The following is a 26519-nucleotide window of genomic DNA, read 5'->3' as shown; positions in this document are numbered from 1 at the left end:
TGATGGCAGAACTGATTTTTTTAAAAACACATTATATTTTCCCGCTTATTTATTTCTCTCATATCTCACAAACTTATATTCCAGATCAAAATATGTCTGCTCTTCACTCTCTGCTGCCACATGCCACTGTGGATCTTCATCCAGATTCGGAAAATAACTGTCTGCAATATAAGCAAAATCAATCTTGGTCACCTGAGCAGCATCGCAATAAGGAAGAAGCTGCTTATAGATAGTGTCGCCGCCGATGCAGTATACATCTTCTGCCGGATACTTTTTCAATTCTTCCATAAGCTCTTCAATAGAATGAACGATTATGGCATCTTTCACCTTGTAATTCTCATTTCTGGTAAGAACGATGTTTATGCGGTTTTTAAGAGGAAGCCCTCCTGGGAAACTCTCCAGGTTCTTTCTTCCCATAACACAAACCTTGCCAGTGGTCTCCTGACGAAACATTTTCATATCCGCCGGAATGCTTACAAGAAGCTTATTGTCTTTTCCAATTCCCCAGTTTTTGTCAGCAGCTACTATTATTTTCATTTCTTATAATCTCCTTTATACGAACTCCTAGAGCATGTCTAAAAATCATTCCCGCAATCTGCACGCCCCACTTTGCGGGAGATTTTGCCCAAATTCGGTTGCCGTAGCCCGCTACAGCAGCCTCACCATATCTGAAACGCATGCGGCATTGGAACCCTTTCTCATTTACTCCATGTTTAAATGGCAATCGGAATATTTTTAATCTGAGGCCAGGTCTGATAATTCTCCACGATCAGATCATCCGTGGTAAAATCATAGAAATTCTTCACATTCGGATTCAGTTTCACAGTCGGTGCCGGATAAGGTGTCCTGGAAATCAGCTCCTTGATAACCGGAACATGTCTGTCATAAATATGACAATCCGCGATCACATGTACCAGCTCACCGGCTTCCATGTCACAGCATTGTGCGATCATCATAAGAAGAAGGGAGTACTGGCATACATTCCAGTTATTTGCAGCCAGGATATCCTGGGAGCGCTGGTTCAAAATGGCATTTAAAGTCAGCTTGTCCTTTCCAGGCTCCTTTGTTACATTGAAGGTCATAGAGTAAGCACATGGGTAAAGATTCATCTCATGAAGATCTTCATGCACATAAATATTGGTCATAATACGACGGCTGTATGGATTATTCTTCAGATCATAAAGAACACGGTCTACCTGATCCATCATGCCTTCTTTGTACTGATGCTTCACACCCAGCTGATAACCATACGCTTTTCCAATGGAGCCATTCTCGTCAGCCCAGCTATCCCAGATATGGCTGTGAAGGTCATGAATGTTGTTTGATTTCTTCTGCCAGATCCAGAGGATCTCATCCATAGCGCTCTTTAATGCGGTCTTGCGAAGGGTCAGCGCTGGAAATTCCTTTCTCAGATCATAACGGTTCACAACACCAAAACGTTTGATCGTATAAGCAGAAGTGCCATCCTCCCACACTGGCCGGACCTTCTCCCCTTCTGTACTGGTTCCGTTCTCAATTACGTCTTTACACATATCTATAAAAATATGATCAGCTAAACTCATACCTGTCTTTTTCCTCCTGGTCTCCATTGTGCGTTCTTTATAGCAACACGATACCTGGCTGCCAGAGTCTCTCCCCACCAAGTATCTCGCTGCTTTTCATACTTCAACAATTTTAGCATAGATTCCTGTAAATAACAAGTTCTTTGCCCTCCTGTCTCCCTTCTGCTTGCTCTGGTTTTATTGTTTTTTCAAAGCCTTGTCAAATCACCTTTTTCTTTACAATCTTATTTTCCCGTGTTATAGTAAACCCCATGAAGAAAATTTTAATCCATTTACTGAAACCTCTTTCTTTTCTTCCTGCAATTCTGATGATGTATCTGATCTATTCATTTTCAGCCCAGACAGGGGAGGTGTCCGGAGCCCTAAGCTATGAAGTCAGCTACCAGATTGTGGAAACCAAGAATGAAGTTCTCAACGAAAACAAAACTTATGACGAGCTCGCCTATTCTGCCAGCTCCATCGAATTTTATGTGCGAAAAGCAGCTCACATGACAGAGTACTGTCTGCTTGCCATTGCCATTTCTTTCCCACTTTATGTTTACGGAGTAAGAGGTATCTGGCTGATCCTGCTGGCAGGCGCCATATGCGTAGGCTTCGCAGGCTTTGATGAATACCACCAGTCCTTTGTGGCAGACCGCGGACCTTCTGTACGTGATGTGGGAATCGACAGCATCGGAGTCACAGCGGGAATCCTGTTGGTGCAGGCATTCTGCTGGTCCACTCTACATAACCCAAGCGGGAAACGCAGGCGCAGGAAACGGCGCTAGAGCGTGTATTTCAACAAAAAAACAGACTTCTGATTGATTATCACTCATTCGGAAGTCTGTTTATTTTTTTATATTTAGTATTGTATTCGTAATTTCGTGCTGTTATAATCATAAAACGCAAAAGTAACCGCCCGGTCTGCAAACTAGTACATCGTTCTCGAAATAACTACACCACTCATTTTTCATACATATATTAACACTATCTAATATATCAATTTCTTTTCAAAAAACAATACTCTCTATTCTTCATCCTCTGTCGCATCCCCTAACTGGCTAACCAGATTAGCGCGGTCAGCAATAGACATTTTCTTATTCAAGGATGAAGTACTTTCCATTTTAGATTCAACTGTCCTTGAAGTTTCTGTCTCAGAAGCCTGCGCTTCACTTTCTGCATTCGACTCCTTCTGAATCTTGCCAGCCTTTATGCTGCCGCGGATTCCATTGATCACGAAAGCCACGCCAAGCACAATAAAAATCACTCCCGCAACCATAAAGCCAGGACTGCTGCCCTCAGCACCATTTATTACATTCTGGCAAAGTGAAACACCAAGATAAGCCACATAAACCCCTGCCAGAATCATAACCAGGCAGGTTCTCATAGGCATAGCAGACTTCCCATTTCTGGCTTTCTGCTTCTCATTTACATCAGTCTCTTCCAGATTCTTATTTTCCATATTCATCCCCCTTATGAAATAGCAAACTGACTCTCATACAGATTCGCATAGAAGCCCTTCTTCGCCAGCAATTCCTCATGTCTGCCCTGCTCGATAATATTTCCGTCCTTCATGACCAGGATCAGATCTGCCTCCTGAATAGTGGAAAGACGATGTGCTACAATAAAGCTGGTTCTTCCTTCCATCAACTCTGCAAAAGCCTTCTGCACCTTCACCTCAGTACGGGTATCAATGGAAGAAGTGGCCTCATCCAGGATCAACATAGCCGGGTGCATCAGCATAACCCTTGCAATGCAAAGAAGCTGCTTCTGTCCCTGGGAAATATTTCCGCCTCCCTCTGAAATCACGGTATCATAGCCGTTTGGCATACGCTTGATAAAACTGTGGGCATGTGCATGCTTAGCTGCCTCCATAACCTTTTCCAAAGTCGCATCCGGCTTTCCATAGGCAATGTTCTCGCGGATGGTTCCTGCCTTCAGCCAGGTCTCCTGAAGCACCATACCAAAGTTTCGTCTCAGGCTGTCTCTTGTCAGCTCTCTTACCGGATAACCGCTTACCTTAATCTGTCCCTTATCTACATCATAGAATCTCATAAGAAGGTTGATCATAGTGGTCTTACCGCATCCGGTAGGTCCGACGATGGCGATCCTCTGTCCAGGTTTTACGTCAATGGAAATATCAGTAAGAAGCGGAACTTCTTTTCTGTAAGAAAAGGAAACACTCTCCACGCTTACACGGCCGTCTGCTTTCTCCAGCTCCCAAGCATCTGGCGCATCTGGCTCCTGTGCCGGTGTATCAATAAAGTCAAAGAGACGTTTTGCACATGCCAGCGCATTCTCCAGCTCTGTGATAACGCCGGAAATCTCATTAAACGGCTTGGTATACTGATTTGCATAGTTCAGGAAGCTGGTCAGCTGTCCCACAGTCATACCGCCCTTAATTACTGTAAATGCACCAAAAATTCCAACTGCTGTGTAAACAAGACCATTTACAAAGCGTGTGGATGGGTTTGTAATAGAGGAAAAGAAAATCGCTTTGATTCCGCAGACGCGAAGCTCTTCATTTACTTTTCCAAACCTTTCATTAGCTCTCTCCTCATAGGAAAAAGCCTGCACGATCTTCTGATTTCCAACAAGCTCTTCCACAATAGAAGTCATCTCCGCTCTCTTCTCGGACTGCTCCTGAAACATGCGGAAGGTTCTGCCTGCGATAAAGCTTGCCACGAACAGGGAAATCGGAGTGAGCAAAATAACGATCACTGTGATCTTCACACTGATGGAAAGCATAAATCCAATGGTTCCAAAGATGGTCAGCACACCGGTAAACAGCTGGGTAAAGCCCATAAGGAGACCATCTGAAAACTGACTGACATCAGAAACAATACGGCTTAAAATATCTCCTGGCTGATTGGCATCTATATAAGATACCGGCACCTCCTGAAGATGGGCAAACGCCTGGCTTCGCACATCCTGCACCACGCTGTAGGTAACCTGATTGGTAAGAAGGTTCATCACCCACTGGGAAACTGCATTTCCCACAACGATCACAGCCAGAGCTCCAAGCACCTTCAAAAGTCCGGCTGTATTTACATTTCCCGGACCTACGATATTATCTACACCATTACCAATCAGAATGGGTGTATACAGGGTAAATCCAACGGTGACAAGCGCTGTCAGAAGCATAATGATAATTTTTGCTTTGTAAGGGCTGATAAATTTCAGTACCCTCTTCATAGTCTCTTTATTCCTTCCCATCAGCGGTTCACCTCCTGTTCGGAAAGCTGTGACAGGCAGATTTCTCTGTAGACCTCACAGGATTCCATAAGCTCTTTGTGTGTTCCCACACCAGCCAGCTCACCATCATCCAGAACCAGGATCTTATCTGCCTGCTTGATGGAGGTTGCTCTCTGGGAAACGATAAACACAGTCATTCCCTTTGTCTGCTCATGAATGGCATGACGAAGAGCCGCATCTGTGGCAAAGTCAAGGGCAGAAGCACTGTCATCCATGATCAGGATCTCCGGATCTCCCACCAGTGCTCTTGCTATGGTAAGACGCTGGCGCTGTCCGCCGGAAAGATTGGCGCCGCCCTGACTTACCATGGTATTTAAGCCCTCCGGCTTACTTTTTACAAAACCACTTGCCTGCGCAATGGAAAGAGCCCGTTGGATTTCTTCTTCGGAAGCGTCCTCTTTGCCCCATTTCATATTGTCACGGATGGTTCCCTTAAACAGAACTGCCTGTTGTGGTACCATCCCCACCTTTTTACGAAGCTGTGAAAATGGATATTCTTTTACATTATTTCCATCAATTACCACATTACCGGAAGTTACGTCATAGAAGCGTGGGATCAGATTGACCAGAGTGGATTTACCACATCCGGTACCACCAATGATGCCGATGGTCTCACCTGGTTTTGCCGTAAAGGAAATATGGGAAAGCGCCGGCTCCTTGCTGCCTGCATAGGTAAAGCTCACATCTTCAAAGACAACTCTTGCAGCGCCTGCATTTTCTTTCTGAACACTATTGCCCTGATCCGTGAGAGACGGCTGTGTATCCAGCACCTCATTCAGACGCACACCGGAAGCCATAGCCTTTGTCACTGCCACGATCAGGTTTGCAAGAGCGATCAGTGCGATCAGGATCTGGTTCATATAGTTTACAAGGGCAACCACTTCCCCCTGTGTAAGAATACCCACAGACACTTCCTTGCTTCCATACCAGAGGATTCCGATAATGGCAAAGTTCATGATAACCGTAGTGGCAGGATTCAGAAGTGCGGAAATTTTTCCCGCTCTTACCTGCACCTTGGTGTAATCGTCGTTTACTTCTGAAAATTCTTTATATTCTTCCTGCTGTCTTCCAAAAGCCCTTACCACTCTGGCACCCACATGATTCTCTCTGGTGATCAGTGAAATTCGGTCCAGAAATGACTGAGCCTTTTTGTAAATTGGCACTGTTGTACGCATAATTCCGTAAATTACAATGGAGATCACCGGAACCGCAATCAGGAAGATCAGACCAATCTTCACATCAATGGTAAAGGACATGATCACTGCACCCACAACAATAAAAGGAGAACGAAGGAACAGACGAAGTACCATGTTCACACCAGTCTGTGCCTGATTCACGTCATTGGTGATCCTTGTCACAAGGGTAGGAGTTCCAAGCATATCCAGTTCTCTGTAAGAAAGCCTGCTGATATGGGAAAAAAGCTCCTTGCGAAGGGCAGTGCTGAATCCCATGGCTGCCTTTGCAGAGAAATACTGTGCTGTCAGGGAACATGCAAGACCGATCACTCCAAGCAGTACCATGATCACACACTGGTGCCAGATATAGACATTGTCCTGATTCTTAATGCCGATATCCATGATTCTTGCAACAACCAGAGGCACGATCAGCTCAAAGGTGGCCTCCAGCATTTTGAACAAAGGAGCCAGAAAACTTTCTTTCTCATAGCCCTTCAAAAATATAAGCAATCTCTTCATCTTACTTCTTATTCTCCTGGATTCGTCCATATAATCTGGTCATTGCGTTAATTCTATGAATGATCTCATCCGTAAGCTGACCTCTTGTAAGACGCCATTTCCAGTTGTCTCCCAAAGTAGAAGGCGTATTCATTCTCGCTTCATTTCCAAGACAGAGATAATCCTGCAAAGGTACTACGCACACTTCTGCTACTGAGGACTGTGCCGCCCGGATAAGCCCCCATACACATTCATCTGTGTCTTTCTCCTCACAGGCTGTGTACTGGTTCACATAGTCTCTGTTTGACTGGGTAAGGTTTCCAAGCCAGCCCTTCGTAGTCTCATTGTCGTGGGTTCCAGTGTATACAATACAGTTTTTGTCATATCGGAAAGGAAGATATACGCTCTCGCCGCTTTCATCAAAGGCAAACTGAAGCACCTTCATACCCGGATATCCGGATTCTGCCAGAAGCTCCCTGACGCTGTCTGTAAGGAATCCCAGATCCTCTGCGATCACATCCAGATTCTTAATTTTTTCCTCCAGGACCTTGAACAGTTCTATTCCAGGACCTTTTTCCCATTTTCCATTCTCAGCGGTCTCATCTCCATAGGGAACTGACCAGTACTCGTCAAAACCGCGGAAATGATCGATCCGGACCTTGTCGTACAGCTTCATACAGTGAGCCATACGAAGGATCCACCAGTTATAACCTGTTTTCTTATGATATTCCCAATTATAAAGTGGATTTCCCCACAGCTGACCAGTTGCGGAAAAAGCGTCTGGAGGACATCCTGCCACTGCTGCCGGTGTAGCCTCCTCATCAAACTGGAACAGATCCGGGTTCGCCCATGCATCTGCGCCATCAAAAGCCACATAAATAGGAAGATCACCGATGATCTTAATACCTCTGTCATTTGCATATTTCTTCAGCCGGTTCCACTGGCGGTAGAACCAGAACTGCTGAAAGGCATAGAAGCTGATATCCTCCTTCAGCTCCTCTCTTGCCTTAGCAAGCGCCTCCGGCTTACGTGTCTTTAAGTCCTCCGGCCACTGATTCCAGGAAATTCCCTCCAGGCTGTCCTTTACTGCCATATAAAGACAATAATCTGCAAGCCAGAAGCCCTGCTCTTTCTCAAAGGCTTCCATCTCCTCACGGATCAGCTGAAGCTCCTTTTCTTTCCCATCCATTTGGTAAAAACGTCTGTAAGCCTTCCGAAGAAGGGAAAATCTGGAAAGATAAACCTTCTCATAGTCCACATAGCTTTTGCTGCCGCCCCAGTCACATTCTGCACATTCTGCTGCTGTGAGAAGGTCTCTCTGGATCAATTCCTCCAAATCAATGAAATAAGGATTTCCTGCAAATGTGGAAAAAGACTGGTAAGGGGAATCCCCGTATCCGGTAGGTCCAAGTGGCAGGATCTGCCAGTATTTCTGACCCGCTTCTGCAAGCTGATCTACAAAAGCGTAAGCTTCTTTAGAAAAACATCCGATTCCATAGTTGGAAGGGATACTGGATATAGGCAATAAAATACCGCTGGCTCTCATCATATGTTCCTCCTGTCTGGTTCAATAACCATTATCTGCTTATTATACCGCTATCATGCATAATCGGTCAACAGAATAAAACAGCTTCGCAAATTTTATCCTGCTTTCGTTTCTGCTCAAAAAACAGGCACCCGGAAAAATTCCGAATGCCTGTCATTTTCTTCTGCATCACATTTAAGTAATACCAAAAGACTTATATTCTTTTGACTTGATTATTTCTTACTTGTATAACCGAAGAAGAAGTATCCAAGTGGTGTGTAGTACATGCCGTCAATGTCTGGATTGAGCATATATGGCTGTGTATAGAAGTAGATCGGAGCAAGTACGCTGTCCTGTCCAATGAGGATATCCTCAGCTTCGTGGAATGCTTTCATACGCTCTTCCGGATCAGAAGTAGCTTTTGCTGCATCGATAGCTGCATCATAGTCTGGGTTAGAGTACTGAGCGTCGTTGTTACCGCCGTCTGTGTACCACATATCCAGGAATGAGCAAGGATCGTTGTAGTCTGCGATCCAGCCGTTACGGGCGATCTGGAAGTTACCATCTTTTCTGTTCTGAAGGAATACGTTCCAATCCTGGTTGTTCAAGTTAACAGTTACACCAAGCTCTGTCTGCCACATGTTCTGAAGAGCCTCACCGATCTTCTTGTGGTTATCAGCTGTGTTGTACAGATACTCTACAGTCGGGAAGCCTTCGCCGTTCGGATAACCAGCGTCTGCAAGAAGCTGACGGGCCTCTTCGCAGTTAGCCTCATAATCCTCATCGGAAATGCTGTAGTAAGAACCGCCTACTGTACGGAAGTCATCACTACCAGCACCAGCTGCATCATTTACACCGTTCGGTACATATCCGTCAGCCGGAACCTCACCAGCCTGGGAAACGTTCTCTACGATGTAGTTACGGTCGATTACAAGTGAGAACGCTTTACGGATGTTAGGGTCAGAGAAAACTTCGTCCTCTGTGTTGAAGCATACATAGTAGGTTCCAAGATAGTCACCAATCTCAAGCTCGCCAGAAGCAAGGTAGGTCGGGATCTCGTCTACAGGAAGGTTCTCGATGAAATCAAGCTCTCCGTTGTTGTAACCTTTGAGCATTGCGTTGTTGTCATCAAGAAGTGTAAACTTGATAGTATCCGGTCCAAGATTCTCATAGTCATAGTAGTTCTCGTTTTTCTCCATGGAGATGTAAGCATTGTGAGACCACTCTGTCATTTTGTATGGTCCATTGCCAATGTATGTGCTTGGATCAAATGTCCAGTTGTCACTGCTCTCTACCATATCCTGACGAACCGGGAAGGTTGCCGGGAATGCCATGATTTCTTCGAAATACGGGCAGTCATAGGTAAGATCGATCTGAAGAGTCTGATCATCAACTGCTGTAATTCCAAGAGTGCTTGGATCCGCACTTCCGTCAGCAACTGCGTCATATCCTTTTACCATGTCGATCATGTAGCAGTAATCTGCTGCTGTCTCAGGATTTGCTAGACGCTGCCATGCATAAACGAAGTCACCAGCTGTTACAGCCTGTCCATCAGACCATTTGATTCCGTCACGAAGTTTAACAGTGTAAGTAACTGTACCATCTTCGTTCTCGGCCTTTTCCCAGGACTCAGCCTGTCCAGGAGCTGTGACAGCATTTCCTTCACCATCATTTACCCATTTAGCCAGACCTTCGAACATATGGTTGCACATGATAGCTCCATCAACTGCAGAGTTCAGTGCAGGGTCAATTGTCTGTGGTTCAGATGCGATACAAAGGTTCAGGTTGAATCCTTCGTCAGATGCTGTATCCTCGGCGAATACAGGAGTTGCTGCCATGCTTAATACCATAGCTGCAGTCAGTGCCATAGACATAAATTTTCTTCTCATTACATTTCCTCCTTTATGCTTTTTTGCGCCGCATGAGAGATGAGAATCGACGCTTGTATTCATCAGCTCTTCCGTGAAGAAGAACGAAATACCTAAACTTCCTTTATTTGTCCAGCAAATGGCAGGCTGCCCAGTGGCCCGGCTCATGCTCTCTGAACACAGGAGTTACCTGGCTGCACTTTTCAGTGGCATATGGACATCTGGTGTGGAAACGGCATCCGCTTGGCGGATTCATAGGACTTGGCACGTCTCCTTCCAGAATAATACGCTTTCTTGTCCGGCTCAGCTTTGGATCCGGAACCGGAACTGCGGAAAGCAGGGTCTGTGTATATGGATGGATCGGATGTCTGTTCAGCTCATAGCTCTCGCCCAACTCAACAAGAGAGCCAAGATACATAACACCGATTCTGTTGGAAATATGACGGACAACGGAAAGATCATGGGCAATGAACAGATAAGTCAGACCCATCTGCTCCTGCATGTCTTCCAGCATGTTTACCACCTGTGACTGGATAGAAACATCCAATGCGGAAATCGGCTCGTCACAGACGATGAACTCCGGTTTTACTGCAAGGGCGCGGGCAATACCAACACGCTGCTGCTGACCGCCGGAAAACTCATGTGGATAACGGTTTGCATGCTCTGTATTTAATCCAACCTGCGCCAGCAGCTCTTTGATCATGTCAGCGCGGTCTTTCTTACTCGCTGCAAGCTTGTGGATATCAATGGCCTCTCCAATGATCTCACCAACTGTCATTCGAGGATCCAGGGAAGCGGACGGATCCTGGAAAATGATCTGCATTTTTCTTCTGTAGGGAAGCATTTTGGCAGCTTTGGCTTTTCCAAGAGGTTTGCCGTCTTTATCCAGAGGATTGTCGTAAATGGTTTCGCCATCATAAATAATCTTTCCTCCGGTTGGCTCATAAAGGCGAAGAATCGTTCTTCCCAGTGTGGTCTTTCCACATCCGGACTCTCCTACAAGACCGAGTGTTTCACCTTTTTTGATATAAAGGGAAACATCCTGTACAGCCTGTACCCCCGGACCTTTTATGCCGTTTACCGGAAAATATTTTCGTAAATTCTCAATTTCAAGAAGCTTCTTTTCTTCTGCCATTTATTTCTCCTCCTTGTTCATAAGCTCCTGAACCCGAAGCCAGCAGGCGGAACGATGTTTCTCGCCCACTTCCACGTAAGGAGGCATTTTCTTCAGACAGATCTTCATGCAATGCTCACAACGTGGAGCAAACGGACATCCTTCCGGCGGATTCAGCATATCAACCGGGGTTCCCTCGATTGGGATCAGTCTTTCATAGCTCTCGGCATCAACACGGGGCATGGAACGAAGAAGACCCTTTGTATATGGATGTGCAGGCTCGTAGAAAATGTCATCTACAGGTCCCTGCTCCACAATTTTACCTGCATACATAACGGATACCTTGTCACAGATATCTGCCACAACACCAAGGTTGTGTGTGATGAAAATGATTCCCATTCCGGTCTTTTTCTGAAGATCCTTCATCAAGTCAAGGATCTGTGCCTGAATGGTAACATCAAGGGCTGTGGTCGGCTCATCTGCGATCAGAAGCTGCGGATGGCAGATCAGTCCCATAGCGATCATGACACGCTGTCGCATACCGCCGGAAAACTCGTGTGGATACTGCTTCATACGCTTCTCCACATTATTGATTCCAACCAGTTCCATCATTTCCATGGCACGTTTCTGGGCTTCTTCTTTGCTGATTTTCTTATCATGGGCACGAAGAGCTTCCACAAGCTGATTTCCGATGGTGTAAACCGGATTCAGACAGGTCATGGGATTCTGGAAAATCATAGCTACTTTGTTTCCGCGGAACGCAGTCATCTCTTCCTTGGAAAAAGAAAGGACATCTTTTCCCTCGAAGGTAATGGAGCCTCCGATAACTTTACCTGGGGACTGAAGAAGCCCCATAATAGAATATGCCTCCTGGCTCTTTCCAGAACCAGATTCTCCAACAACTCCCATAACTTCGCCATAATCAAGGTCATAGGAGATACCGCCAACGGCTTTTACCTCGCCGGCCGGGGTAAAGAAGGAGACTTTCAGGTCTTTTACTTCCAGCAATTTATTTTTCTGTTCAGACATTGTTCTCCTCCTCTCTTATTTCTTCAGCTTCGGATCAAGAGCATCGCGAAGTCCATCGCCAAACAGGTTGAATGCAAGGATCATAATGCTCAGGATCACGGAAGGTACGATCAGTCTGTAAGTATAAGTGTACATACCGCTAAGTGCGTCTGTTGCCATGGATCCAAGGCTTGGAAGAGGTGCAGAAACACCAACTCCAAGGTAGGATAAGAAGGATTCCAGGAAAATTGCAGACGGTATCTGCAGGCAGGTAGTAACAACGATCTGTCCGATACAGTTTGGAAGCAGATGACGGCGGATGATTCTGCCGCCAGATGCACCAAGTGCTCTTGCTGCGGTTACATATTCCTGCTGTTTCAGCTGAAGTACCTGGCCACGGATAATACGACTCATGGTAACCCAGTATAACAGACCAAATGCAATAAACATGGAGATCAGGTTCGGTCCAAGTACATTGACAAAGGATTTCATAGGACTGGTTCCTGATGAATTCACATAGTCAGTAAGGATTGGTTTCAGTGCAGTTGCGATCAAAAGGACAACCAGCATCTCCGGAACTGCATAAATAAGTTCAACAATACGCTGCATCACTGCGTCCACCTTGCCGCCACAGTAACCGGAAATAGCACCATAAAGGGCGCCGATCACCAGTACCAGGATAGCTGCGAATACGCCGACAGACATGGAAACACGGGCACCATACATAACACGGACCAGAATATCACGGCCATACATGTCAGTACCAAATACATGAGGGAATACTTTTTCCCCATTTGCCTTGCGCTCAAGCTCTGCCTGGGAATAACCGAAAATATGCTTCTTGATTCCAAGCTCCTTGCGGATGGAATCCTCATCTACGCTCTGCTCCTCAGAAGAATCTTCTGAAGGTTTTGCAGCGACTTTTGCTTTTGCACGGATAACTGCTTCATCTTTCTTTGTAAATTTCTCGCCCTTTTTCTCAGCTTCTGCTTTCGCCTGGGCGATCATTTCATCTACATCCACTACATCGGACTGGGTTCTGGAAGCGATCTCGTCGTTCACACGCTGAGTGTCCTCCAGTGTGTAGTGATAGGGATAAAGGTTCTCAGCACCTTTGTTAAACTCGTCATAACCATATGGGATCAGAAGCGGGCCCACAAAGGCAAATAAAAACAGGAATACGATCACACCAAGTGCAACCATAGCCACCACATTTTTCTTTAATCTTCTCCAGGCATCTTTCCAGTAGGAAACGCTCTGGCGGTCCTGAATAAAATCATCCTTCTCCTGTCTGGACGCAGATGCAAAATCATCCGGACTTAAATCCTGAAGGAGGTTCTCAATATCCGGCTGAAGACTCACCGGACATTTCTTAATCTTCTTATCTTCTGCCACGATCATTCTCCTCCTTTCGCAAGGCTGATTCTCGGGTCAGCAACCTTATAAAGGAGGTCTACAACCAGGTTCATCAGAATAATAAATGCTGCCAGGAAAATGGTAGTTCCCATAATAACCGGATAATCACGGTTCTGGATGGACTGTACGAAGTAACGTCCAAGTCCTGGAATTGAGAATACGCTCTCTACAACAAAACCACCACAAAGAGTAAAGGCCACCTGCGGTCCTAAGTATGTAATAACCGGAATCAGTGCATTTCTAAGAGCATGCTTGAAAATAATCTTTTTGTTCTTCAGACCTTTGGCGCGGGCTGTCTTAATGTACTCCTGGCTTAAGGAATCCAGCATGGCAGAACGTGTCTGACGTGCTGTATAGCACATTGGGTAAAAGCCCAGGGCAAAGCATGGCAGTACATAGGCGCGCCATCCCTGCGACGGATCAAAAATAGACGGAAACAGATTCAGTGCATTGTTTCCAGTCAGGGTTACCAGAAGAACAGATGCCACAACGAAGCTTGGCATGGAGATTCCAAGTGTACAGATCACACGAAGAATGCTGTCTGTCAGCTTGCCTCTCTTAAATGCGGCAAGACAGCCAAGAGGTACACCCACCAGAATCGCCCATGCAAGTGCAAGTGCACCTACCTTGGCAGATACCGGGAACATATCCACGATAATGTCAAGAACTGCACGGTTCTTCTGCATCTTAAGTGATACACCGAAGTCACCGTGAAGAATATTTTTCAGATACATAAACAACTGTACATAGACCGGCTTATCCAGTCCATATTTGGCATTCAGCGCAGCCAGTGTGGTCTCAGAAGGTGTTTTTTCACTGAGCCATGGGCTTCCAGGTACAGCATTCATCAGCAGGAAGGTAAGACAGGCTACCAGAAAGATAGTCAGAATCGCCATTCCAAGTCTTTTTGCAAAATACTTTCCCATTTTTCCTCCTTATTTTTTCCGGTCGAAAACATTTATTTCGGTTTCCTTTATGAGCGATGCCGTCAAAAACGCCACACCCATATCAGACTGATTTCTGACCAGAGTTCATTTTTATAATATATGAAAAAAATTATAGCATTTCAATTCGCTTTATTCAAGTAACATTTTAAACTTTAGAACGGTGACGGTGCAATTTTTTAAGCTTGTACTATTTTTCAGTGCTATTATGGTATATTTTTTGTGTATTTTATACAAAGACATTTGTTTGTTTCACAAGCGCAGATTGTTTATCATAACTCTACAGCATGTTTAAAAAAAACTTTTGAGCCTGTTTTAAAAATCATTCCTGTAATCTGTACAGGACCAATCTATTTTCCAATTCAAAAAAGAAGGATACCAGCTTGGCATCCTTCTCTCTCAATTCTTACCAGTTCCCCTTTTGCTTCATCCGGCTCCGTATCTTTGCCGCAGCTCATAAGAAAAGCCACACCCAGAAGAACCAGCAGCAGAATCCAGCCTTTTTTTCTCATATAGTTCTCCATTTCACACTGTATTTCTGTGAGTATGTGCAAAATAGAGCATATTATGCATAATGGACGTGTTTTCTCAAAAACCCTTTTTCTTTATATAGAAGGCAATGTCATGATAAACCCGCTTCCGGTCTGTCTCATTCAGAATTTCGTGGCGCATTCCCGGATACAGCTTGCCTTTCACGTCTACATAACCGGCGCGCCGCATATCCTGCACTGCTTTTGCAAAATGACGCACGTTGATCATACAGGGATCATCAGAACCACTGACAAAAAGCACGGGCATTTTCGGTCTGGTGCAGTGCCAGTGCTTTACGTCGTAAGCACGCTTCATCAGCTCAAAAAGTGCCAGATAGCCATCATCTGTAAACGTAAAGCCACAAAGTTCAGAATCGGAGTATTCCTGAGCTGCTGCCTTATTGGCACAGATCCAGGAAGTACAGTTTTTGTCCTTGCGGAAGCGCATCACATTTCCGGCAAAGGAAAGGGTTTCGATAACTTTACTCTTGTGAGCTGGTCCAAACACAGCACTTTCCATATGGGCAATTGCTTCTCCAAGAGATCTTGCCCCATTCTTGCTTGGAGAACCACAAACGATCAGCATGTCCATGCAGTCATCATGATCTCTTGCAAAAGCGCGCACGGCCAGCGAACCCATACTATGCCCGAATAAGATCAATGGCAGATCCGGAAGCTGCTGGTGCATTTCCCGGTTCACCACCTCAATATCCTTGAGGATCGCATCCGCGCCGCCGCCATACATATATCCCAGGTCATCCAGCGCCCGCACACTTTTCCCATGGCCACGGTGATCGTGGATCACGCATACATAGCCTTTTTTAGCCATGTATTCCATAAAGGGAAGATAGCGCTCCTTGTATTCGCTCATCCCATGAACAAGCTGCAGGATTCCTTTGTACGGTGTCTCATCCGGAACCACTGCCAGAACGGAAATATCAAGTCCATCCGCCTCTGATTCTATATAAGCTTCATACTTTGCACCCATAGTTTTTCCGCCTTTCTTCTTTTTTTATTATCTTAACATAAATAACCGGTATCCGTAAAGTTACTGGTTACTTTGAACGGAGTGAGCAGTAACACTCTGTAAATACTTTGACACTCTCCCAAGAGTATACTATAATAAAAAAGATGTCACAAAGATTTATATGTGAAATTTTTACAGACGGTCAATTTATGAAATTATAATATCATAGACATCGCCAGAGCATGTTTGAAAAAGACTTTCTGCAAGATGTGCGTCACGATTTGTGAGAGATTTTTTCCGGATGAGGGCGCCGTAGCCGGGCTAAGGCAACCGAATTCGGGCGAAATATACCGCAAAGTGGGGCGTGCAGATTGCGGGAATGATTTTTCAAACACGCTCTAAACTTAACAAGGAGGAAACATGGAAGAAAAACAACTAAATATGCCAGATGAACACCCTGTTCCGAAGAAAAAAAGGAAAGAAAAGGCCGGACGCATTCTGCTTCTGCTTATTCTTATCCTTATCGTCGGTGCCGCCATTGGCTACTATTTCTACGAACGCAGACAGCCAGCCAAAGAATTGGATAAATATCTTACCGGCATCCAGAGCCTTGATTTCGACACAATGGAAAGTATGCTCCAGAGCGCCGATCTTTCCGCTCTTGACAATGCAGATGTGCGAAACGCCACCTACGAAAGCTTCTTCAAATCCATCAATGCCAAAATGACCTGGAAGATCACAAAGACACGTTTCAGTTTTCAAGACGGCACTGCTGAAGTCACTGCGCGGATCCGCTATGTAGACGGATCTGATATCTACCGTGAAACTGTAACCGAATTCCTTCGTCAGATTGTTTCCAGCGCCTTTTCCGGCGAGAGTCTTACGGAACAGGAAACCCAGGACAAGCTTGCTTCTATTTTAATGGAAAAAGCCTCCAGCCTGGAAGACAAATTCAGTGAAACAGACATTGTTTATCCTATGATCAAAGTAAACGGCCAATGGAAGGTTACAGCTCTTGATGATGAAACAGTAAAGATCATGTCCGCCAATTTCAAAAGTGTAGAGGATGAGATCAGCCAGGCTCTGGCGGATTCCGACTCCACAGCAGAGGGAACCGATGGTCCAGCTGATTCTGTGGTCCAGACGCCTGCCACATCTGATGGAACCATTGATCTTTCCAACCAGCGTTTCTCTATCCACTATACCAGAAATGTAGTTTCCACAGACTTTGGCGGTGAGCCCTGCCTTCTCGTCTACTATGACTACACAAATAACGGAGAAAGTTCTTCCAGTGCTATGGTAGATGTAAATCTTACCGCTTATCAGAATGATGCGGCTCTTGAAGCAGCTATTCCGGCAAACAGTGATGAGGCTGTTGATGCATTTATGAAAGAAATCCAGCCAGGAGAAACAGTAAATGTATGTCAGGCTTTTTCCCTTAATGATATGAGCCCGGTTACCTTGCATGCTTCAGACGCATTTGGTCTGGATACTGGAATTACAGCAGCACAGACATTAAATCTCCAGTAAAAGAAGCAACCAGCACATCACCATATGGGAAGCACAATGAAATCTTTTATACGCGAAAGTTCCGTTTAAGGCTTTCGCGTATTTTTATGTCTCTCTTTGCAGTTTCAGACAGTCCCCCTGTTTTTTGCTGCTAAAATTCCATCTTTTACCACATTTTATACAGGCTTTTTCGTATAATTTCCACGATAAAAAGAAACACTATAGTTACGAAAGGATGGTGACTTATGGAAAATAAATTTTTAAATTGTTTCTGTCTGACTCTTACAATAATCGGCGCTGTCAACTGGGGACTGATCGGGTTCTTCAACTTTAACCTGGTAGCTCTCATCTTTGGCAGTATGAGCTGGATTTCCAGAATCATCTACGCACTGGTCGGACTTTCGGGTCTGTATCTGCTCAGTTTCTATGGAACGCTCTGCTCCAATGAAAATAATGCGTCATAAGTTAAAAAAGCCAGGAAACTTAATTCCTGGCTTTTAAAGAGCGATAGACGGGGCTCGAACCCGCGGTCTCGACCTTGGCAAGGTCGCGCGTTACCAACTACGCCACTATCGCACAAGCGGGTGATGGGAATCGAACCCACGTATCCAGCTTGGAAGGCTGGTGTTCTACCATTGAACTACACCCGCACATCATATTCCGATGTGTTTACCTGACATTTGTCAGAAGAGCGATAGACGGGGCTCGAACCCGCGGTCTCGACCTTGGCAAGGTCGCGCGTTACCAACTACGCCACTATCGCACAAGCGGGTGATGGGAATCGAACCCACGTATCCAGCTTGGAAGGCTGGTGTTCTACCATTGAACTACACCCGCACATCATATTCAGATGTGTTTACCTGACATTTGTCAGAAGAGCGATAGACGGGGCTCGAACCCGCGGTCTCGACCTTGGCAAGGTCGCGCGTTACCAACTACGCCACTATCGCATAAGCGGGTGATGGGAATCGAACCCACGTATCCAGCTTGGAAGGCTGGTGTTCTACCATTGAACTACACCCGCACATTTGTGCTTGTCCGTCACAACGAAGATTAGTATATCTGATGTTGGAATATTTGTCAACAACTTTTTTGAAATTTTTTAATTTTTTCTTTTGTTTCTAAGATTGATGCAATATTGCTTGTCTGTTAGAGCATGTTTGAAAAAGGCTTTCTGCAAGATGTACGTCACAATTTGTGGGAGATTTTGCCCGGATGAAAGAGCCATAGCGGGCTACGACAACTGAATTCGGGCGAAATATACCGCAAAGTGGGGCGTGCAGATTGGGGAATGATTTTTCAAACATGCTCTGGAGCAGTCAACAGTTACACGGTTCACCATATTCAAAGCGATGCATGTTACCAGATTCACACTACGACTTTCTGTTTTTCCAGAAATGATATTTTCTAAAACACCACCGTGCCTGCTCTGTTAACTGCCATTTTCACTTTATTCCGTTAATTTTCCCAATCCCAGACATTGGAAGCTTCCACATGTGTACGCGGTTTCTTGATCACCAGCTCTGGACTCTTCGCACTTACCTTGGAGTTTGCAGGAATCGATTCTGTGATAAATGTGTTTCCGCCGATGATCGTATTCTCCCCAATCACAGTTTCTCCACCAAGTACAGAAGAATTGGAATAAATGGTTACATTATCTTCAATAGTAGGATGACGCTTCACACCAGAAAGCTGCTGTCCTTTTCTTGTAGAAAGCGCGCCAAGGGTAACTCCCTGATACAGCTTCACATTATTCCCAATAGTAGTCGTTTCACCGATTACTACGCCAGTGCCATGGTCAATAAAGAAATATTCCCCAATCGTAGCACCTGGGTTAATATCGATTCCTGTGTGGTCATGAGCATACTCTGTCATAATCCTTGGAATAAACGGAACCTCCTCCAGATAAAGGATGTGTGCCAGACGATACACATAAATTGCCAGAAATCCCGGATAGGAGAAAATAATCTCCTCTTTACTCTTCGCAGCCGGGTCACCATCAAAACCAGCCTGCACATCTTTCAGCAGCATCTCCTGCACTTCCGGAAGCTGCTCAAAAAATCTGGAGGTTATCTGTGCTGCCTTGCCGCATGCACTGGTCATATCATCGCCAACATACAGAAAAGCCGTCTCAATCTGCGCCTGCATACGGTCAAACAGGTCATTGAGCAGATATCCGGTATAATGTTCCGGAAAAACAGCTGCTCCCGAATCAATATCGAAATATCCCGGAAAAATAACTGATCTCATTTCTTTCACAATATTAATAATCGCTGCACGGACTGGCAGATGTCTTCCGCTCTTTGTCAGAAACAGCTCTTCCTTACGGTAATTGGCAGTCAGACGTTCTACTGCATTCTCTATGGATGTCTTTTTGTCACTCATAACTGGTCTCCTCGTATTTTGCTTTCCTTTCATATTATTACACTATTCTTTTTACGTCAATAAAAAAAAGATTGACCTTTATCCAATCCCCCGATATAATGGAGAATGTCATGGAGATGTACCCAAGTGGCTGAAGGGTCCGCACTCGAAATGCGGTAGGCCGGGTAACCGGTGCGAGGGTTCAAATCCCTCCATCTCCGTTTCATAATTGTTTTCGTGCAAATTTTATTAATTTTGCCTTGACAACTGTTCCTTTTGTATGTATAATTGCAACAGAAACAAAACATAGGGGATTGGTCAAATGGTATGATAGGGGTCTCCAAAACCTTTGGTGGGAGTTCGATTCTCTCATCCCCTGCTCTTAAGCGTCAGAAATCTTGTAATTCAAGGTTTCCGGCGTTTTTTTATCGCAGCATCAGAGCTTGTTTAAAAAAAGTTCTAAAACATATCTGAAATAAAGACATTCTTCTACTATCCGTCTTCTGCAGACTTCGCAATACAAAATAAGGAATATGAAACAGCAAACCATTCCATGCTGTCTCATATTCCTTTATTATTCATTCAGAACCACCTTGTTTTATTTCTTCAACAACATCACATGCTCTGGTGGAAAATACAGATACTTTGGGATATTGTCCTTTGCAGTTTCCTGGAAATTCTTTTTCTGGCACATCCACCACAAAGTGCCGCTTTCTGCAGCCCCTTTATTACGAAACAGATACTGATGCTCAAAAGTATTTTCAATATACTCCTCAACCTGCACTTCCATGGTATTCTCACCAGCCTTAGTTGCCGGCCTCATCCAATGTCCCCGGATTCCAACATGGGTAATATCCTCTGTCACTTCCTGTTCTGAACGAAGCATAAGCTCCCAATCCAATGCATAAACCTCATGGCTGCCCATCTTCTGCACTGCAGAAAAATTCTTACATCCAGTCAGCCTTGCAGCCTCCAGATACTGAGGATTTTCGAAAATATCCCTGGTCTCACCAGTAAGAATATCTTTTCCATTATTCAACAGGGTCAGCTGACTGCAGAACTTATAGGCCTCATCCCTACTGTGAGTTACCATAATCATATCGCCTTTGTAATCTTTCAAAAAATTCTGCATATCACGCTGCAAAATATCCTTCAGATACCCATCCAGCGCAGAAAAAGGTTCATCCAGAAGAATCACCTCCGGCTCTCCGATCATCATACGCGCAAGAGCCACCCGCTGCTGCTGACCGCCAGAAAGCTGCGACGGAAAATGCTTTTCCAGTCCCTCCAAATGATATCTTTTTATGTAATCTGCAACCTTCTGTGAAAGCTTGCTTTTTTCCCCTCGATACCCGCAGGCAATATTCTTTTCCACAGTCATAGTTGGGAAAAGGGCATAATTCTGAAACAGGTATCCAACTCTTCTCTCCTGAGGCTTTAAATTAATTTTTTCCTCAGAATCAAAAACAGTCTTCCCGTTAATAATGATTCTTCCGGAATCCGGAGTTTCAATTCCGGCAATACTGCGAAGAGTCATACTCTTTCCGCTTCCGGAAGCGCCCAGGATCCCTATAGGTCCATCCTGCCCCTTCAGTCTTACATCCAGGGAAAAACCTTTAAAATTTTTCTGAATATCAAGTTCAATCGCCATTATATCCACCTTCTGGTCTGCATTCCTCTGCCGGAAGCAATATTAATTGCTGCAACCACCAGAAATGAGATCAATATGATCACTACGACCCAGAAACCTGCCATATCATAATTTCCAGCTGCAGTCTCTGATGCAATTGCAACAGAAACCGTCCTTGTCTTTCCAAGGATATTGCCGGCAAGCATGGAGGTTGCTCCATATTCTCCAATGGCACGGGCAAAAGCCAGTACAGTACCGGAAGCAATTCCAGGTCCTGCTGCAGGTATAATTACCTTCCAGAATATCCGGCTTTCACTCATTCCCAGAGTTCTTCCTGCATAGATCAGATTCACATCCACCTGCTCAAAGGCCGCCCTGGCATTTCGATACATCAGTGGAAACGCGATCACAGAAGCTGCGATCACACATCCGGTCCATGTCTGAACTACTTTAATATCAAAATTGTCCAGCAGAAAACTTCCAAAAGGCCTTTTCAGGCTAAAAAGCAAAAGCAGGCAGAATCCAGCTACTGTAGGAGGCAGAACAAGAGGCATTGTCAGAATCCCATCCAGCACTGCCCTTGCTCCCGGTTTCAGTTTCATGATCTTCCTTGCACAGAATACACCCAGAAAAAAAGCAAATATAGTTGCTGCCACACCGGTTTTCAAAGAAATCCACAAAGGACTCCAGTTTATTTCACTGAGAAATTCTACCATATTATTATCCTTTATTCTGCAGTGTCTTCAGATGCTTCCTCTGTCGGCTCTGCGGTCTCTTCAGCGGCTGCCATGTCATCCGTTTTCTCGTCATTTACATAAGCTGCAAATCCATATTTCTCAAATACTTCAAGAGCTTCATCAGACTGAAGGTACTCAAGAAATGCTTCTGCTGCTGCTTTATCATCATCACTTGCTTCTTTATCTTCTACCATTCCGGCAGGGTAAAGTACAGGTGTTTTAAGGCTTTCCTCCGGTGCCTCTGCAATAACCTCAACAGAATCTGCCACAGAAGCCGCATCCGTAGCATATACGATACCAACCTCATTGCTGCCCTCACTTACAGATGCAAGTACATCGGTAACGTTCTTACCTTCGTTGATCTCCATCTTGTTTACTTCATCTGTAATTCCGAGATTATCAAAAATCTCGCGGGAATACTGTCCAACCGGAACATCCTCTCCGGCAAGGGCAAGGTTTGCAGCATCTGTGATGTTCTCAAATCCGGTTACCTTGGTCTCCCCATCCTTTGGTTTAATGAGAACAACTTTATTCTCGAGAAGATTCACTACAGAATCCTTGTCAGCAAGTCCCTCGTCAACCAATGCATCCATCTGTTTCGTAGCTGCTGAGAAGAAAATATCGCAGCGGGCGCCTTCCTCAATCTGAGTCTGCAAAGTTCCTGAACTGTCCGCATTATAAAGAATCTCAACATCCGGATAAGTCTCATTAAAATTCTTCTGAATTTCTTCCATAGCATTATTCAGGCTGGCTGCAATAAATGCATAAACCTCACCTTTCAGTTCCGGAGTCTCTGCTTCAGCAGATACGAAAGTAGTTCCAAACATCATAGTTCCCATAACACCAGCCATAAGTGCTGCAAAAACTCTTTTTTTCATTTCTCGCCCTCCGTTTTTGTTATGTTTTGTTGTGTTTTGTTTAGTTTTATTCATTATACTTAATTTTATTTAACATGTCAATTTGAACCTGCATTGTTTGTACAATTTTTATTAGTTCGCACAAATTTTTTTATTTTTCATTTTTTCTCCAACGAAACAGCCCTTGTTATTTTCTTTCCAACATGCTATGATATTTAAATACTACCAATAATAAATACAAAAGGCAGCTGCTTCTCAGCTATGGAACACGTTCATACTCCTGTCTAATCTCCTACTTGCTCATATGTTCCGATCTGTCTGATATCCATCCATTCAGCATATAGACATAATAAATACACGGCTGTCTTTCAGGAGTTTTGTAGTAAATAGTGAAAAGAGGATTTAACTATGAAATTAAGTGCACGCAATCAGTTAAAGGGAAAAGTTATCAATATCAATAAGGGAGCCGTAAACTCCATCGTCACAATTGATATCGGAGGAGGCAACATTATCACAGCTACTATTTCCTGTGCAGCCGTAGAAGAACTTGGACTTGAAGTTGGCTCTGACGCTTACGCAGTCATTAAAGCAACCAACGTTATGGTGGGAATTGATGAATAAACTTTATACTGCTCAGGAAATTGCAGACAAGCTTCAAATTAAAAAGACCACTGTTTATGAATTGATCAAACGTGGAGAATTATATTCTTCCAAAGTAGGAAAGCAGCTTCGCATCAGCGAGCAGCAGCTGAAACAATACCTGGAGCGTTCCGGTTCCGGCAATAACATGCCAGATCAGAAAGCCGCTTCTTCCAGTACCCCTGACGGAAATCTGCAGATTCCGGAACTTCCTCCGGAAAGTTCCCTTTTGAAGCGGGATTATCTTCTCCACTCCAGCGGACTGATCCTTTGCGGACAGTTTTCCCCGGCTCTCGAACTTCTGGTCAGCCAGATGTCCATTCACCCTCAGGGGATCCCAGTCCTTCAATCCTTTATGAACAGCTACAACGGCCTGTATTCTCTTTATTTCAAAAAGGCTCACATAGCATGTGCAAGTCTGGATCTGGAACATATCCGCAGTCTTGTCCCAGGTGTACAGCTTTCTCTTTTATGCCTTTATGAGTATTCCATAGGGCTTTATGTTCCTTCTGGAAACCCTTTGAAGCTTTCAGGTCTGATGGATTTCGCCTGTAAAGACATAAAGATTGCCAATCGGGAAAAAGGAAGTACACCACGGATTTACCTGGACCAGTTTCTTTTCTCAGAAAAAATTTCGCCAGCCAGCATATCTGGTTACCATACTGAACTGGTATCCGATATTTCCACTGCCGCAGCTATTGCTACGCACAAGGCAGATTCAGCTCTTGGAGAAGAATACGCAGCACACCAGTCCGGACTTCTGGATTTTATTCCGCTTCAGACACTTCCTATGTATCTGGTCATGGAAACGGAAGCCCTTTCCCAGCCTGGATTCTCTGCTCTTCTTGAAATTGTACGGTCTGAAGATTTCCGAACTATTCTTCAGGGACAGACCGGATATGATGTGACACGGACCGGAGAACTGCTTTCTCTTTAAAATACCCATGGATAATAAAAATGCTTTCAATTTATTTACGCAGCTTCTGAACTGCTGTTTGAATAAATTAAAAGCATTTTTTCTTAGAGCACATTTGAAAAAGCCTTTTTCAAACACGCTCCAGATAAGTCATTCGGTTAACAAAAAACTCTATTTGAAAAATAATTGTCAGGCATTCCCCGCCTATTTTCCGGAAACAATATTCTGCATCCATACACCTTTCTTAACCAGTACAAAACCCACAATACATTTCAAAATATCTCCCACCTGTACCATGGCAAAAACAGCCAACACGTGTAAACCTGTGAAACGACTGAGACAATACGCAATGGGTACACTGACACACCACACAAATACACTGTCAAATAAAAATGTAATGATCGTTTTTCCACCGGAACGCAAGGTAAAATATGAAGCATGCAGGAATGCATTCTGAGGCATAAAAATTGCCATGATCATAATAAAGTATTTCGCCAGTTCCTGCGCATCCAGATTGGTGTTATACAGCTTTGGGAAAAATGGTGCGACAATCAGCATGACTAATGCCACTCCAGTACAGCACATAACAGAAAATGCAATCATCTTATTATCTGTATCTCGGGCCTTCTTCATATCTCCCGCGCCTAACAGCTGTCCAACTACAATGGCAACTGAATCTCCCAAAGCGATGAATACAACATTAAAAACATTATTAATGGTATTTGCAATATTCTGTGCAGCTACTACGTTTAATCCCCGAATAGAATAGCACTGGGTAAGAATTGCCATTCCGGCTGCCCAGAGAGTCTCATTAAGCAGCAGCGGAGTTCCTTTGATCAAAATCTTCTTTGTTAAATTAGCTGGTACCTTCAAAGTACTGTAAAGACCTTTGGCAAAAGGCATTTTTTCTGTGTGGGTATGTGACCAGACAATTATAATTGCAGCCTCCACATAGCGTGAAAGAACAGTCGCAATAGCAGCTCCTCGTACCCCCAGCTCTGGAAAACCAAATTTACCATAAATAAGAAGATAGTTGAATACAAGATTCACAAGTACTGCAGTAACCCCCGCCTTCATAGGCTGAACAGTCTCTCCACATTCGCGAAGAGTACTGGAATATGCCTGGCTGATCATAAATGGCGGTAATCCAATAAACATGATCCACAGATACTGCATTCCATATCTGCTCGTAGCCTCCAGTGCAGCCGCACTTCCTTCGCCTTTCAGATACATGCCAATCAGGTTTTCTCCTGACCACATTAAAATCAGTATTGTTATAACTGTAAGCGCAATTACCAGCCATAATTTGTAGCGAAATGTCTGGCGTACACCTTCATGATCCTTCTGGCCTGCGTACTGAGCTGTAAAAATTCCAGCACCGGACACGCCTCCAAACAGACAAAGATTGTATACAAAAAGAAGCTGATTTACAATGGCTGCCCCTGACATCTGCTCTGTGCCAATCCTTCCGATCATAATATTGTCCAGAAGGCTGACAAAATTAGTGATACCATTCTGTATCATAATGGGTATTGCAATTGCAAGTACCATTTTGTAAAAGGCCTTATCTCCCAGAAATTTCTTCCGGAATCCAGCCTTAGTTACTGTGTTTTCCATTTATCAATTTCCCCCTTCATTTCCAAACTGTAAAACAGAATATTTGTTCTGTGATTACAGCGTGGTAGATACTAAGTTACTACATATTGGGAAATAATGCAATAGGTAAATGTAAACAAATGAGAAAATTTTGCAATAGGAACCTACACACAAAAAAAACGATAACCAACCGGCTACCGTTTCCGTTCTGTACCTTCAAAACTACATACATGTTACATCCTAATGGAATCATTTTACCTTTGCGTGAGTCCGGCAGCCACTTTACAGCCGCCTTTCTCATTTCTTGGTCAAGCCCTCACCCTATTAGTAACAGTCAGCTCCATGCATTACTGCACTTCCACCCCTGCCCTATCTACCTCGTCGTCTTCAAGGGGGTTTACTTCTTTCGAATGGGACATCTCATCTTGAG

The 26519-nt window shown here is 44.4% G+C and carries 27 protein-coding genes, 8 tRNA genes, 1 rRNA gene and 2 pseudogenes; 10 read left to right on the top strand and 28 right to left on the bottom strand.

All coding sequences use genetic code 11. The features are described from left to right. Positions 1-45: 45 nt before the first annotated feature. Both AB5170_RS02660 and AB5170_RS02655 read right to left on the bottom strand, forming a co-directional pair. Entirely contained in the window at positions 46-537 is a 492-nt protein-coding gene (locus AB5170_RS02660; RefSeq protein WP_148462787.1) for a dihydrofolate reductase, read from the bottom strand. After that, entirely contained in the window at positions 515-631 is a 117-nt protein-coding gene (locus AB5170_RS02655; protein ID WP_334285858.1) for a DUF6783 domain-containing protein, read from the bottom strand. Before AB5170_RS02655 ends, AB5170_RS02660 begins: the two co-directional genes overlap by 23 nt. Here AB5170_RS02655 and AB5170_RS02650 point away from each other — a divergent pair. Continuing rightward, complete coding sequence (locus AB5170_RS02650; protein ID WP_306797087.1) at positions 596-739, top strand: DUF6783 domain-containing protein; 144 nt, start codon at positions 596-598, stop codon at positions 737-739. The genes AB5170_RS02655 and AB5170_RS02650 overlap by 36 nt on opposite strands. Here the strand turns inward: AB5170_RS02650 and thyA are convergent. Continuing rightward, the gene (thyA, locus tag AB5170_RS02645; protein ID WP_118579195.1) at positions 714-1562 is read right to left on the bottom strand and encodes a thymidylate synthase; all 849 of its coding nucleotides are present in this window, start codon (positions 1560-1562) and stop codon (positions 714-716) included. The two genes, AB5170_RS02650 and thyA, sit on opposite strands and share 26 nt — an antisense overlap. A 251-nt stretch (positions 1563-1813) precedes the next feature. Here thyA and AB5170_RS02640 point away from each other — a divergent pair, with 251 nt between their 5' ends. Beyond that, positions 1814-2329: a VanZ family protein gene (locus AB5170_RS02640; RefSeq protein WP_118579198.1), complete on the top strand. Its 516-nt coding sequence runs from the start codon at positions 1814-1816 to the stop codon at positions 2327-2329. A 239-nt stretch (positions 2330-2568) separates the two neighbouring features. Here the strand turns inward: AB5170_RS02640 and AB5170_RS02635 are convergent, their stop codons facing one another. The 12 genes and pseudogenes from AB5170_RS02635 to AB5170_RS02580 form a co-directional block, all read right to left on the bottom strand. Continuing rightward, positions 2569-3003: a hypothetical protein gene (locus tag AB5170_RS02635; RefSeq protein ID WP_173718255.1), complete on the bottom strand. Its 435-nt coding sequence runs from the start codon at positions 3001-3003 to the stop codon at positions 2569-2571. 11 nt (positions 3004-3014) lie between these two features. Beyond that, complete coding sequence (locus AB5170_RS02630) at positions 3015-4757, bottom strand: ABC transporter ATP-binding protein (protein WP_173718254.1); 1743 nt, start codon at positions 4755-4757, stop codon at positions 3015-3017. Then, entirely contained in the window at positions 4757-6490 is a 1734-nt protein-coding gene (locus AB5170_RS02625; RefSeq protein WP_148462791.1) for an ABC transporter ATP-binding protein, read from the bottom strand. The genes AB5170_RS02630 and AB5170_RS02625 overlap by 1 nt, the downstream gene beginning before the upstream one ends. Position 6491: 1 nt before the next feature. Continuing rightward, on the bottom strand, positions 6492-8018 hold the full coding sequence (gene malQ, locus AB5170_RS02620; RefSeq protein ID WP_330590200.1) for a 4-alpha-glucanotransferase: 1527 nt from the start codon (positions 8016-8018) through the stop codon (positions 6492-6494). A 209-nt stretch (positions 8019-8227) separates the two neighbouring features. Then, complete coding sequence (locus tag AB5170_RS02615; protein ID WP_118579210.1) at positions 8228-9883, bottom strand: peptide ABC transporter substrate-binding protein; 1656 nt, start codon at positions 9881-9883, stop codon at positions 8228-8230. A gap of 103 nt (positions 9884-9986) precedes the next feature. After that, complete coding sequence (locus AB5170_RS02610) at positions 9987-10997, bottom strand: ABC transporter ATP-binding protein (protein WP_118579213.1); 1011 nt, start codon at positions 10995-10997, stop codon at positions 9987-9989. Next, the gene (locus tag AB5170_RS02605) at positions 10998-12005 is read right to left on the bottom strand and encodes an ABC transporter ATP-binding protein (RefSeq protein WP_118579216.1); all 1008 of its coding nucleotides are present in this window, start codon (positions 12003-12005) and stop codon (positions 10998-11000) included. 15 nt (positions 12006-12020) lie between these two features. Next, complete coding sequence (locus AB5170_RS02600) at positions 12021-13379, bottom strand: ABC transporter permease (protein ID WP_118579270.1); 1359 nt, start codon at positions 13377-13379, stop codon at positions 12021-12023. Positions 13380-13381: 2 nt separating this feature from the next. Then, complete coding sequence (locus tag AB5170_RS02595; RefSeq protein ID WP_118579219.1) at positions 13382-14326, bottom strand: ABC transporter permease; 945 nt, start codon at positions 14324-14326, stop codon at positions 13382-13384. A gap of 380 nt (positions 14327-14706) precedes the next feature. Continuing rightward, positions 14707-14856, bottom strand: coding sequence for a hypothetical protein (locus AB5170_RS02590; protein ID WP_173716424.1), 150 nt, complete (start codon positions 14854-14856; stop codon positions 14707-14709). A gap of 76 nt (positions 14857-14932) precedes the next feature. Beyond that, complete coding sequence (locus AB5170_RS02585) at positions 14933-15862, bottom strand: alpha/beta fold hydrolase (protein WP_118579222.1); 930 nt, start codon at positions 15860-15862, stop codon at positions 14933-14935. Between the two features lie 186 nt (positions 15863-16048). Then, positions 16049-16120, bottom strand: a pseudogene (locus tag AB5170_RS02580) (hypothetical protein); the annotation flags it as partial. An 85-nt stretch (positions 16121-16205) separates the two neighbouring features. On the opposite strand from AB5170_RS02580, the gene AB5170_RS02575 reads away from it, so the two are divergent. The 3 genes from AB5170_RS02575 to AB5170_RS02565 all read left to right on the top strand — a co-directional run bounded on the left by AB5170_RS02575 (position 16206) and on the right by AB5170_RS02565 (position 17814). Next, on the top strand, positions 16206-16280 hold the full coding sequence (locus AB5170_RS02575) for a hypothetical protein (RefSeq protein ID WP_334297762.1): 75 nt from the start codon (positions 16206-16208) through the stop codon (positions 16278-16280). Then, positions 16262-17371: a DUF5067 domain-containing protein gene (locus AB5170_RS02570; protein WP_368361860.1), complete on the top strand. Its 1110-nt coding sequence runs from the start codon at positions 16262-16264 to the stop codon at positions 17369-17371. The genes AB5170_RS02575 and AB5170_RS02570 overlap by 19 nt, the downstream gene beginning before the upstream one ends. A 224-nt stretch (positions 17372-17595) precedes the next feature. Continuing rightward, a complete protein-coding gene (locus tag AB5170_RS02565) occupies positions 17596-17814 on the top strand; it encodes a DUF378 domain-containing protein (protein ID WP_148462795.1) in 219 nt (72 codons plus the stop codon). Positions 17815-17853: 39 nt separating this feature from the next. Here AB5170_RS02565 and AB5170_RS02560 read toward each other — a convergent pair. The 6 genes from AB5170_RS02560 to AB5170_RS02535 form a co-directional block, all read right to left on the bottom strand. Further along, positions 17854-17926, bottom strand: a tRNA-Gly gene (locus tag AB5170_RS02560). Between the two features lie 3 nt (positions 17927-17929). Then, positions 17930-18000, bottom strand: a tRNA-Gly gene (locus AB5170_RS02555). Positions 18001-18040: 40 nt separating this feature from the next. Next, a tRNA-Gly gene (locus AB5170_RS02550) sits at positions 18041-18113 on the bottom strand. Between the two features lie 3 nt (positions 18114-18116). Further along, positions 18117-18187, bottom strand: a tRNA-Gly gene (locus tag AB5170_RS02545). A gap of 40 nt (positions 18188-18227) precedes the next feature. After that, positions 18228-18300, bottom strand: a tRNA-Gly gene (locus AB5170_RS02540). Between the two features lie 3 nt (positions 18301-18303). After that, positions 18304-18374, bottom strand: a tRNA-Gly gene (locus AB5170_RS02535). Between the two features lie 106 nt (positions 18375-18480). On the opposite strand from AB5170_RS02535, the gene AB5170_RS02530 reads away from it, so the two are divergent. Next, positions 18481-18597 (top strand): DUF6783 domain-containing protein, encoded by a 117-nt coding sequence (locus AB5170_RS02530; RefSeq protein ID WP_306467823.1) that lies wholly within the window; start codon positions 18481-18483, stop codon positions 18595-18597. Here AB5170_RS02530 and AB5170_RS02525 read toward each other — a convergent pair. Further along, positions 18550-18657: pseudogene (locus tag AB5170_RS02525) on the bottom strand (DUF6783 domain-containing protein); the annotation flags it as partial. The gene AB5170_RS02530 and the pseudogene AB5170_RS02525 overlap by 48 nt on opposite strands. 151 nt (positions 18658-18808) lie before the next feature. After that, positions 18809-19735: a serine O-acetyltransferase EpsC gene (epsC, locus tag AB5170_RS02520; RefSeq protein WP_173716423.1), complete on the bottom strand. Its 927-nt coding sequence runs from the start codon at positions 19733-19735 to the stop codon at positions 18809-18811. 112 nt (positions 19736-19847) lie between these two features. On the opposite strand from epsC, the gene AB5170_RS02515 reads away from it, so the two are divergent. Together AB5170_RS02515 and AB5170_RS02510 are read left to right on the top strand one after the other, a co-directional pair. Beyond that, positions 19848-19935: transfer RNA gene (locus AB5170_RS02515), tRNA-Ser, on the top strand. Positions 19936-20022: 87 nt separating this feature from the next. Next, a tRNA-Trp gene (locus tag AB5170_RS02510) sits at positions 20023-20093 on the top strand. Positions 20094-20312: 219 nt separating this feature from the next. On the opposite strand, the gene AB5170_RS02505 is transcribed toward AB5170_RS02510, so the two are convergent. Genes AB5170_RS02505 through modA form a run of 3 tightly spaced genes read right to left on the bottom strand, consistent with a single transcriptional unit; the run spans position 20313 to position 22959 of the window. Continuing rightward, entirely contained in the window at positions 20313-21365 is a 1053-nt protein-coding gene (locus tag AB5170_RS02505; RefSeq protein ID WP_173719644.1) for a sulfate/molybdate ABC transporter ATP-binding protein, read from the bottom strand. Further along, positions 21365-22060, bottom strand: a complete 696-nt coding sequence (gene modB, locus AB5170_RS02500) for a molybdate ABC transporter permease subunit (protein ID WP_118579234.1) — start codon at positions 22058-22060, stop codon at positions 21365-21367. The genes AB5170_RS02505 and modB overlap by 1 nt, the downstream gene beginning before the upstream one ends. Before the next feature lie 11 nt (positions 22061-22071). Beyond that, entirely contained in the window at positions 22072-22959 is an 888-nt protein-coding gene (gene modA, locus AB5170_RS02495) for a molybdate ABC transporter substrate-binding protein (RefSeq protein ID WP_173772149.1), read from the bottom strand. A 387-nt stretch (positions 22960-23346) separates the two neighbouring features. Between modA and AB5170_RS02490 the strand changes: the two genes are divergently transcribed. Both AB5170_RS02490 and AB5170_RS02485 read left to right on the top strand, forming a co-directional pair. Then, on the top strand, positions 23347-23559 hold the full coding sequence (locus AB5170_RS02490) for a molybdopterin-binding protein (protein WP_118579240.1): 213 nt from the start codon (positions 23347-23349) through the stop codon (positions 23557-23559). Beyond that, entirely contained in the window at positions 23552-24514 is a 963-nt protein-coding gene (locus tag AB5170_RS02485) for a helix-turn-helix transcriptional regulator (RefSeq protein ID WP_173772151.1), read from the top strand. Before AB5170_RS02490 ends, AB5170_RS02485 begins: the two co-directional genes overlap by 8 nt. A gap of 183 nt (positions 24515-24697) precedes the next feature. Here the strand turns inward: AB5170_RS02485 and AB5170_RS02480 are convergent, their stop codons facing one another. Both AB5170_RS02480 and AB5170_RS02475 read right to left on the bottom strand, forming a co-directional pair. Beyond that, positions 24698-26110 carry an MATE family efflux transporter gene (locus tag AB5170_RS02480; RefSeq protein ID WP_243252137.1) on the bottom strand — a complete coding sequence of 471 codons (1413 nt, stop codon included), beginning with the start codon at positions 26108-26110 and terminating at the stop codon, positions 24698-24700. Positions 26111-26393: 283 nt separating this feature from the next. Continuing rightward, positions 26394-26519, bottom strand: a 23S ribosomal RNA gene (locus tag AB5170_RS02475); the annotation flags it as partial.

The organism is Ruminococcus sp. RTP21484sp1_RTP21281st1_A8_RTP21281_210402, assembly GCF_040914025.1.
Lineage (GTDB): Bacteria > Bacillota > Clostridia > Lachnospirales > Lachnospiraceae > Blautia_A > Blautia_A faecis.
This window is presented reverse-complemented; position numbering and strand designations above follow the sequence as displayed.

What these genes read in the sequence shown, in the direction of transcription:
- AB5170_RS02640 (WP_118579198.1), top strand. Translation starts at nt 1,814, where the DNA reads ATGAAGAAAATTTTAATCCATTTACTGAAACCTCTTTCTTTTCTTCCT.
- AB5170_RS02590 (WP_173716424.1), bottom strand. Translation starts at nt 14,856, where the DNA reads ATGAGAAAAAAAGGCTGGATTCTGCTGCTGGTTCTTCTGGGTGTGGCT.
- AB5170_RS02480 (WP_243252137.1), bottom strand. Translation starts at nt 26,110, where the DNA reads ATGGAAAACACAGTAACTAAGGCTGGATTCCGGAAGAAATTTCTGGGA.
- AB5170_RS02610 (WP_118579213.1), bottom strand. Translation starts at nt 10,997, where the DNA reads ATGGCAGAAGAAAAGAAGCTTCTTGAAATTGAGAATTTACGAAAATAT.
- AB5170_RS02605 (WP_118579216.1), bottom strand. Translation starts at nt 12,005, where the DNA reads ATGTCTGAACAGAAAAATAAATTGCTGGAAGTAAAAGACCTGAAAGTC.
- AB5170_RS02565 (WP_148462795.1), top strand. Translation starts at nt 17,596, where the DNA reads ATGGAAAATAAATTTTTAAATTGTTTCTGTCTGACTCTTACAATAATC.
- AB5170_RS02635 (WP_173718255.1), bottom strand. Translation starts at nt 3,003, where the DNA reads ATGGAAAATAAGAATCTGGAAGAGACTGATGTAAATGAGAAGCAGAAA.
- AB5170_RS02505 (WP_173719644.1), bottom strand. Translation starts at nt 21,365, where the DNA reads ATGGCGATTGAACTTGATATTCAGAAAAATTTTAAAGGTTTTTCCCTG.
- thyA (WP_118579195.1), bottom strand. Translation starts at nt 1,562, where the DNA reads ATGAGTTTAGCTGATCATATTTTTATAGATATGTGTAAAGACGTAATT.
- AB5170_RS02615 (WP_118579210.1), bottom strand. Translation starts at nt 9,883, where the DNA reads ATGAGAAGAAAATTTATGTCTATGGCACTGACTGCAGCTATGGTATTA.
- AB5170_RS02490 (WP_118579240.1), top strand. Translation starts at nt 23,347, where the DNA reads ATGAAATTAAGTGCACGCAATCAGTTAAAGGGAAAAGTTATCAATATC.
- modA (WP_173772149.1), bottom strand. Translation starts at nt 22,959, where the DNA reads ATGAAAAAAAGAGTTTTTGCAGCACTTATGGCTGGTGTTATGGGAACT.
- AB5170_RS02595 (WP_118579219.1), bottom strand. Translation starts at nt 14,326, where the DNA reads ATGGGAAAGTATTTTGCAAAAAGACTTGGAATGGCGATTCTGACTATC.
- AB5170_RS02485 (WP_173772151.1), top strand. Translation starts at nt 23,552, where the DNA reads ATGAATAAACTTTATACTGCTCAGGAAATTGCAGACAAGCTTCAAATT.
- malQ (WP_330590200.1), bottom strand. Translation starts at nt 8,018, where the DNA reads ATGATGAGAGCCAGCGGTATTTTATTGCCTATATCCAGTATCCCTTCC.
- AB5170_RS02585 (WP_118579222.1), bottom strand. Translation starts at nt 15,862, where the DNA reads ATGGGTGCAAAGTATGAAGCTTATATAGAATCAGAGGCGGATGGACTT.
- AB5170_RS02570 (WP_368361860.1), top strand. Translation starts at nt 16,262, where the DNA reads ATGGAAGAAAAACAACTAAATATGCCAGATGAACACCCTGTTCCGAAG.
- AB5170_RS02625 (WP_148462791.1), bottom strand. Translation starts at nt 6,490, where the DNA reads ATGAAGAGATTGCTTATATTTTTGAAGGGCTATGAGAAAGAAAGTTTT.
- modB (WP_118579234.1), bottom strand. Translation starts at nt 22,060, where the DNA reads ATGGTAGAATTTCTCAGTGAAATAAACTGGAGTCCTTTGTGGATTTCT.
- AB5170_RS02630 (WP_173718254.1), bottom strand. Translation starts at nt 4,757, where the DNA reads ATGGGAAGGAATAAAGAGACTATGAAGAGGGTACTGAAATTTATCAGC.
- AB5170_RS02530 (WP_306467823.1), top strand. Translation starts at nt 18,481, where the DNA reads ATGCAATATTGCTTGTCTGTTAGAGCATGTTTGAAAAAGGCTTTCTGC.
- epsC (WP_173716423.1), bottom strand. Translation starts at nt 19,735, where the DNA reads ATGAGTGACAAAAAGACATCCATAGAGAATGCAGTAGAACGTCTGACT.
- AB5170_RS02660 (WP_148462787.1), bottom strand. Translation starts at nt 537, where the DNA reads ATGAAAATAATAGTAGCTGCTGACAAAAACTGGGGAATTGGAAAAGAC.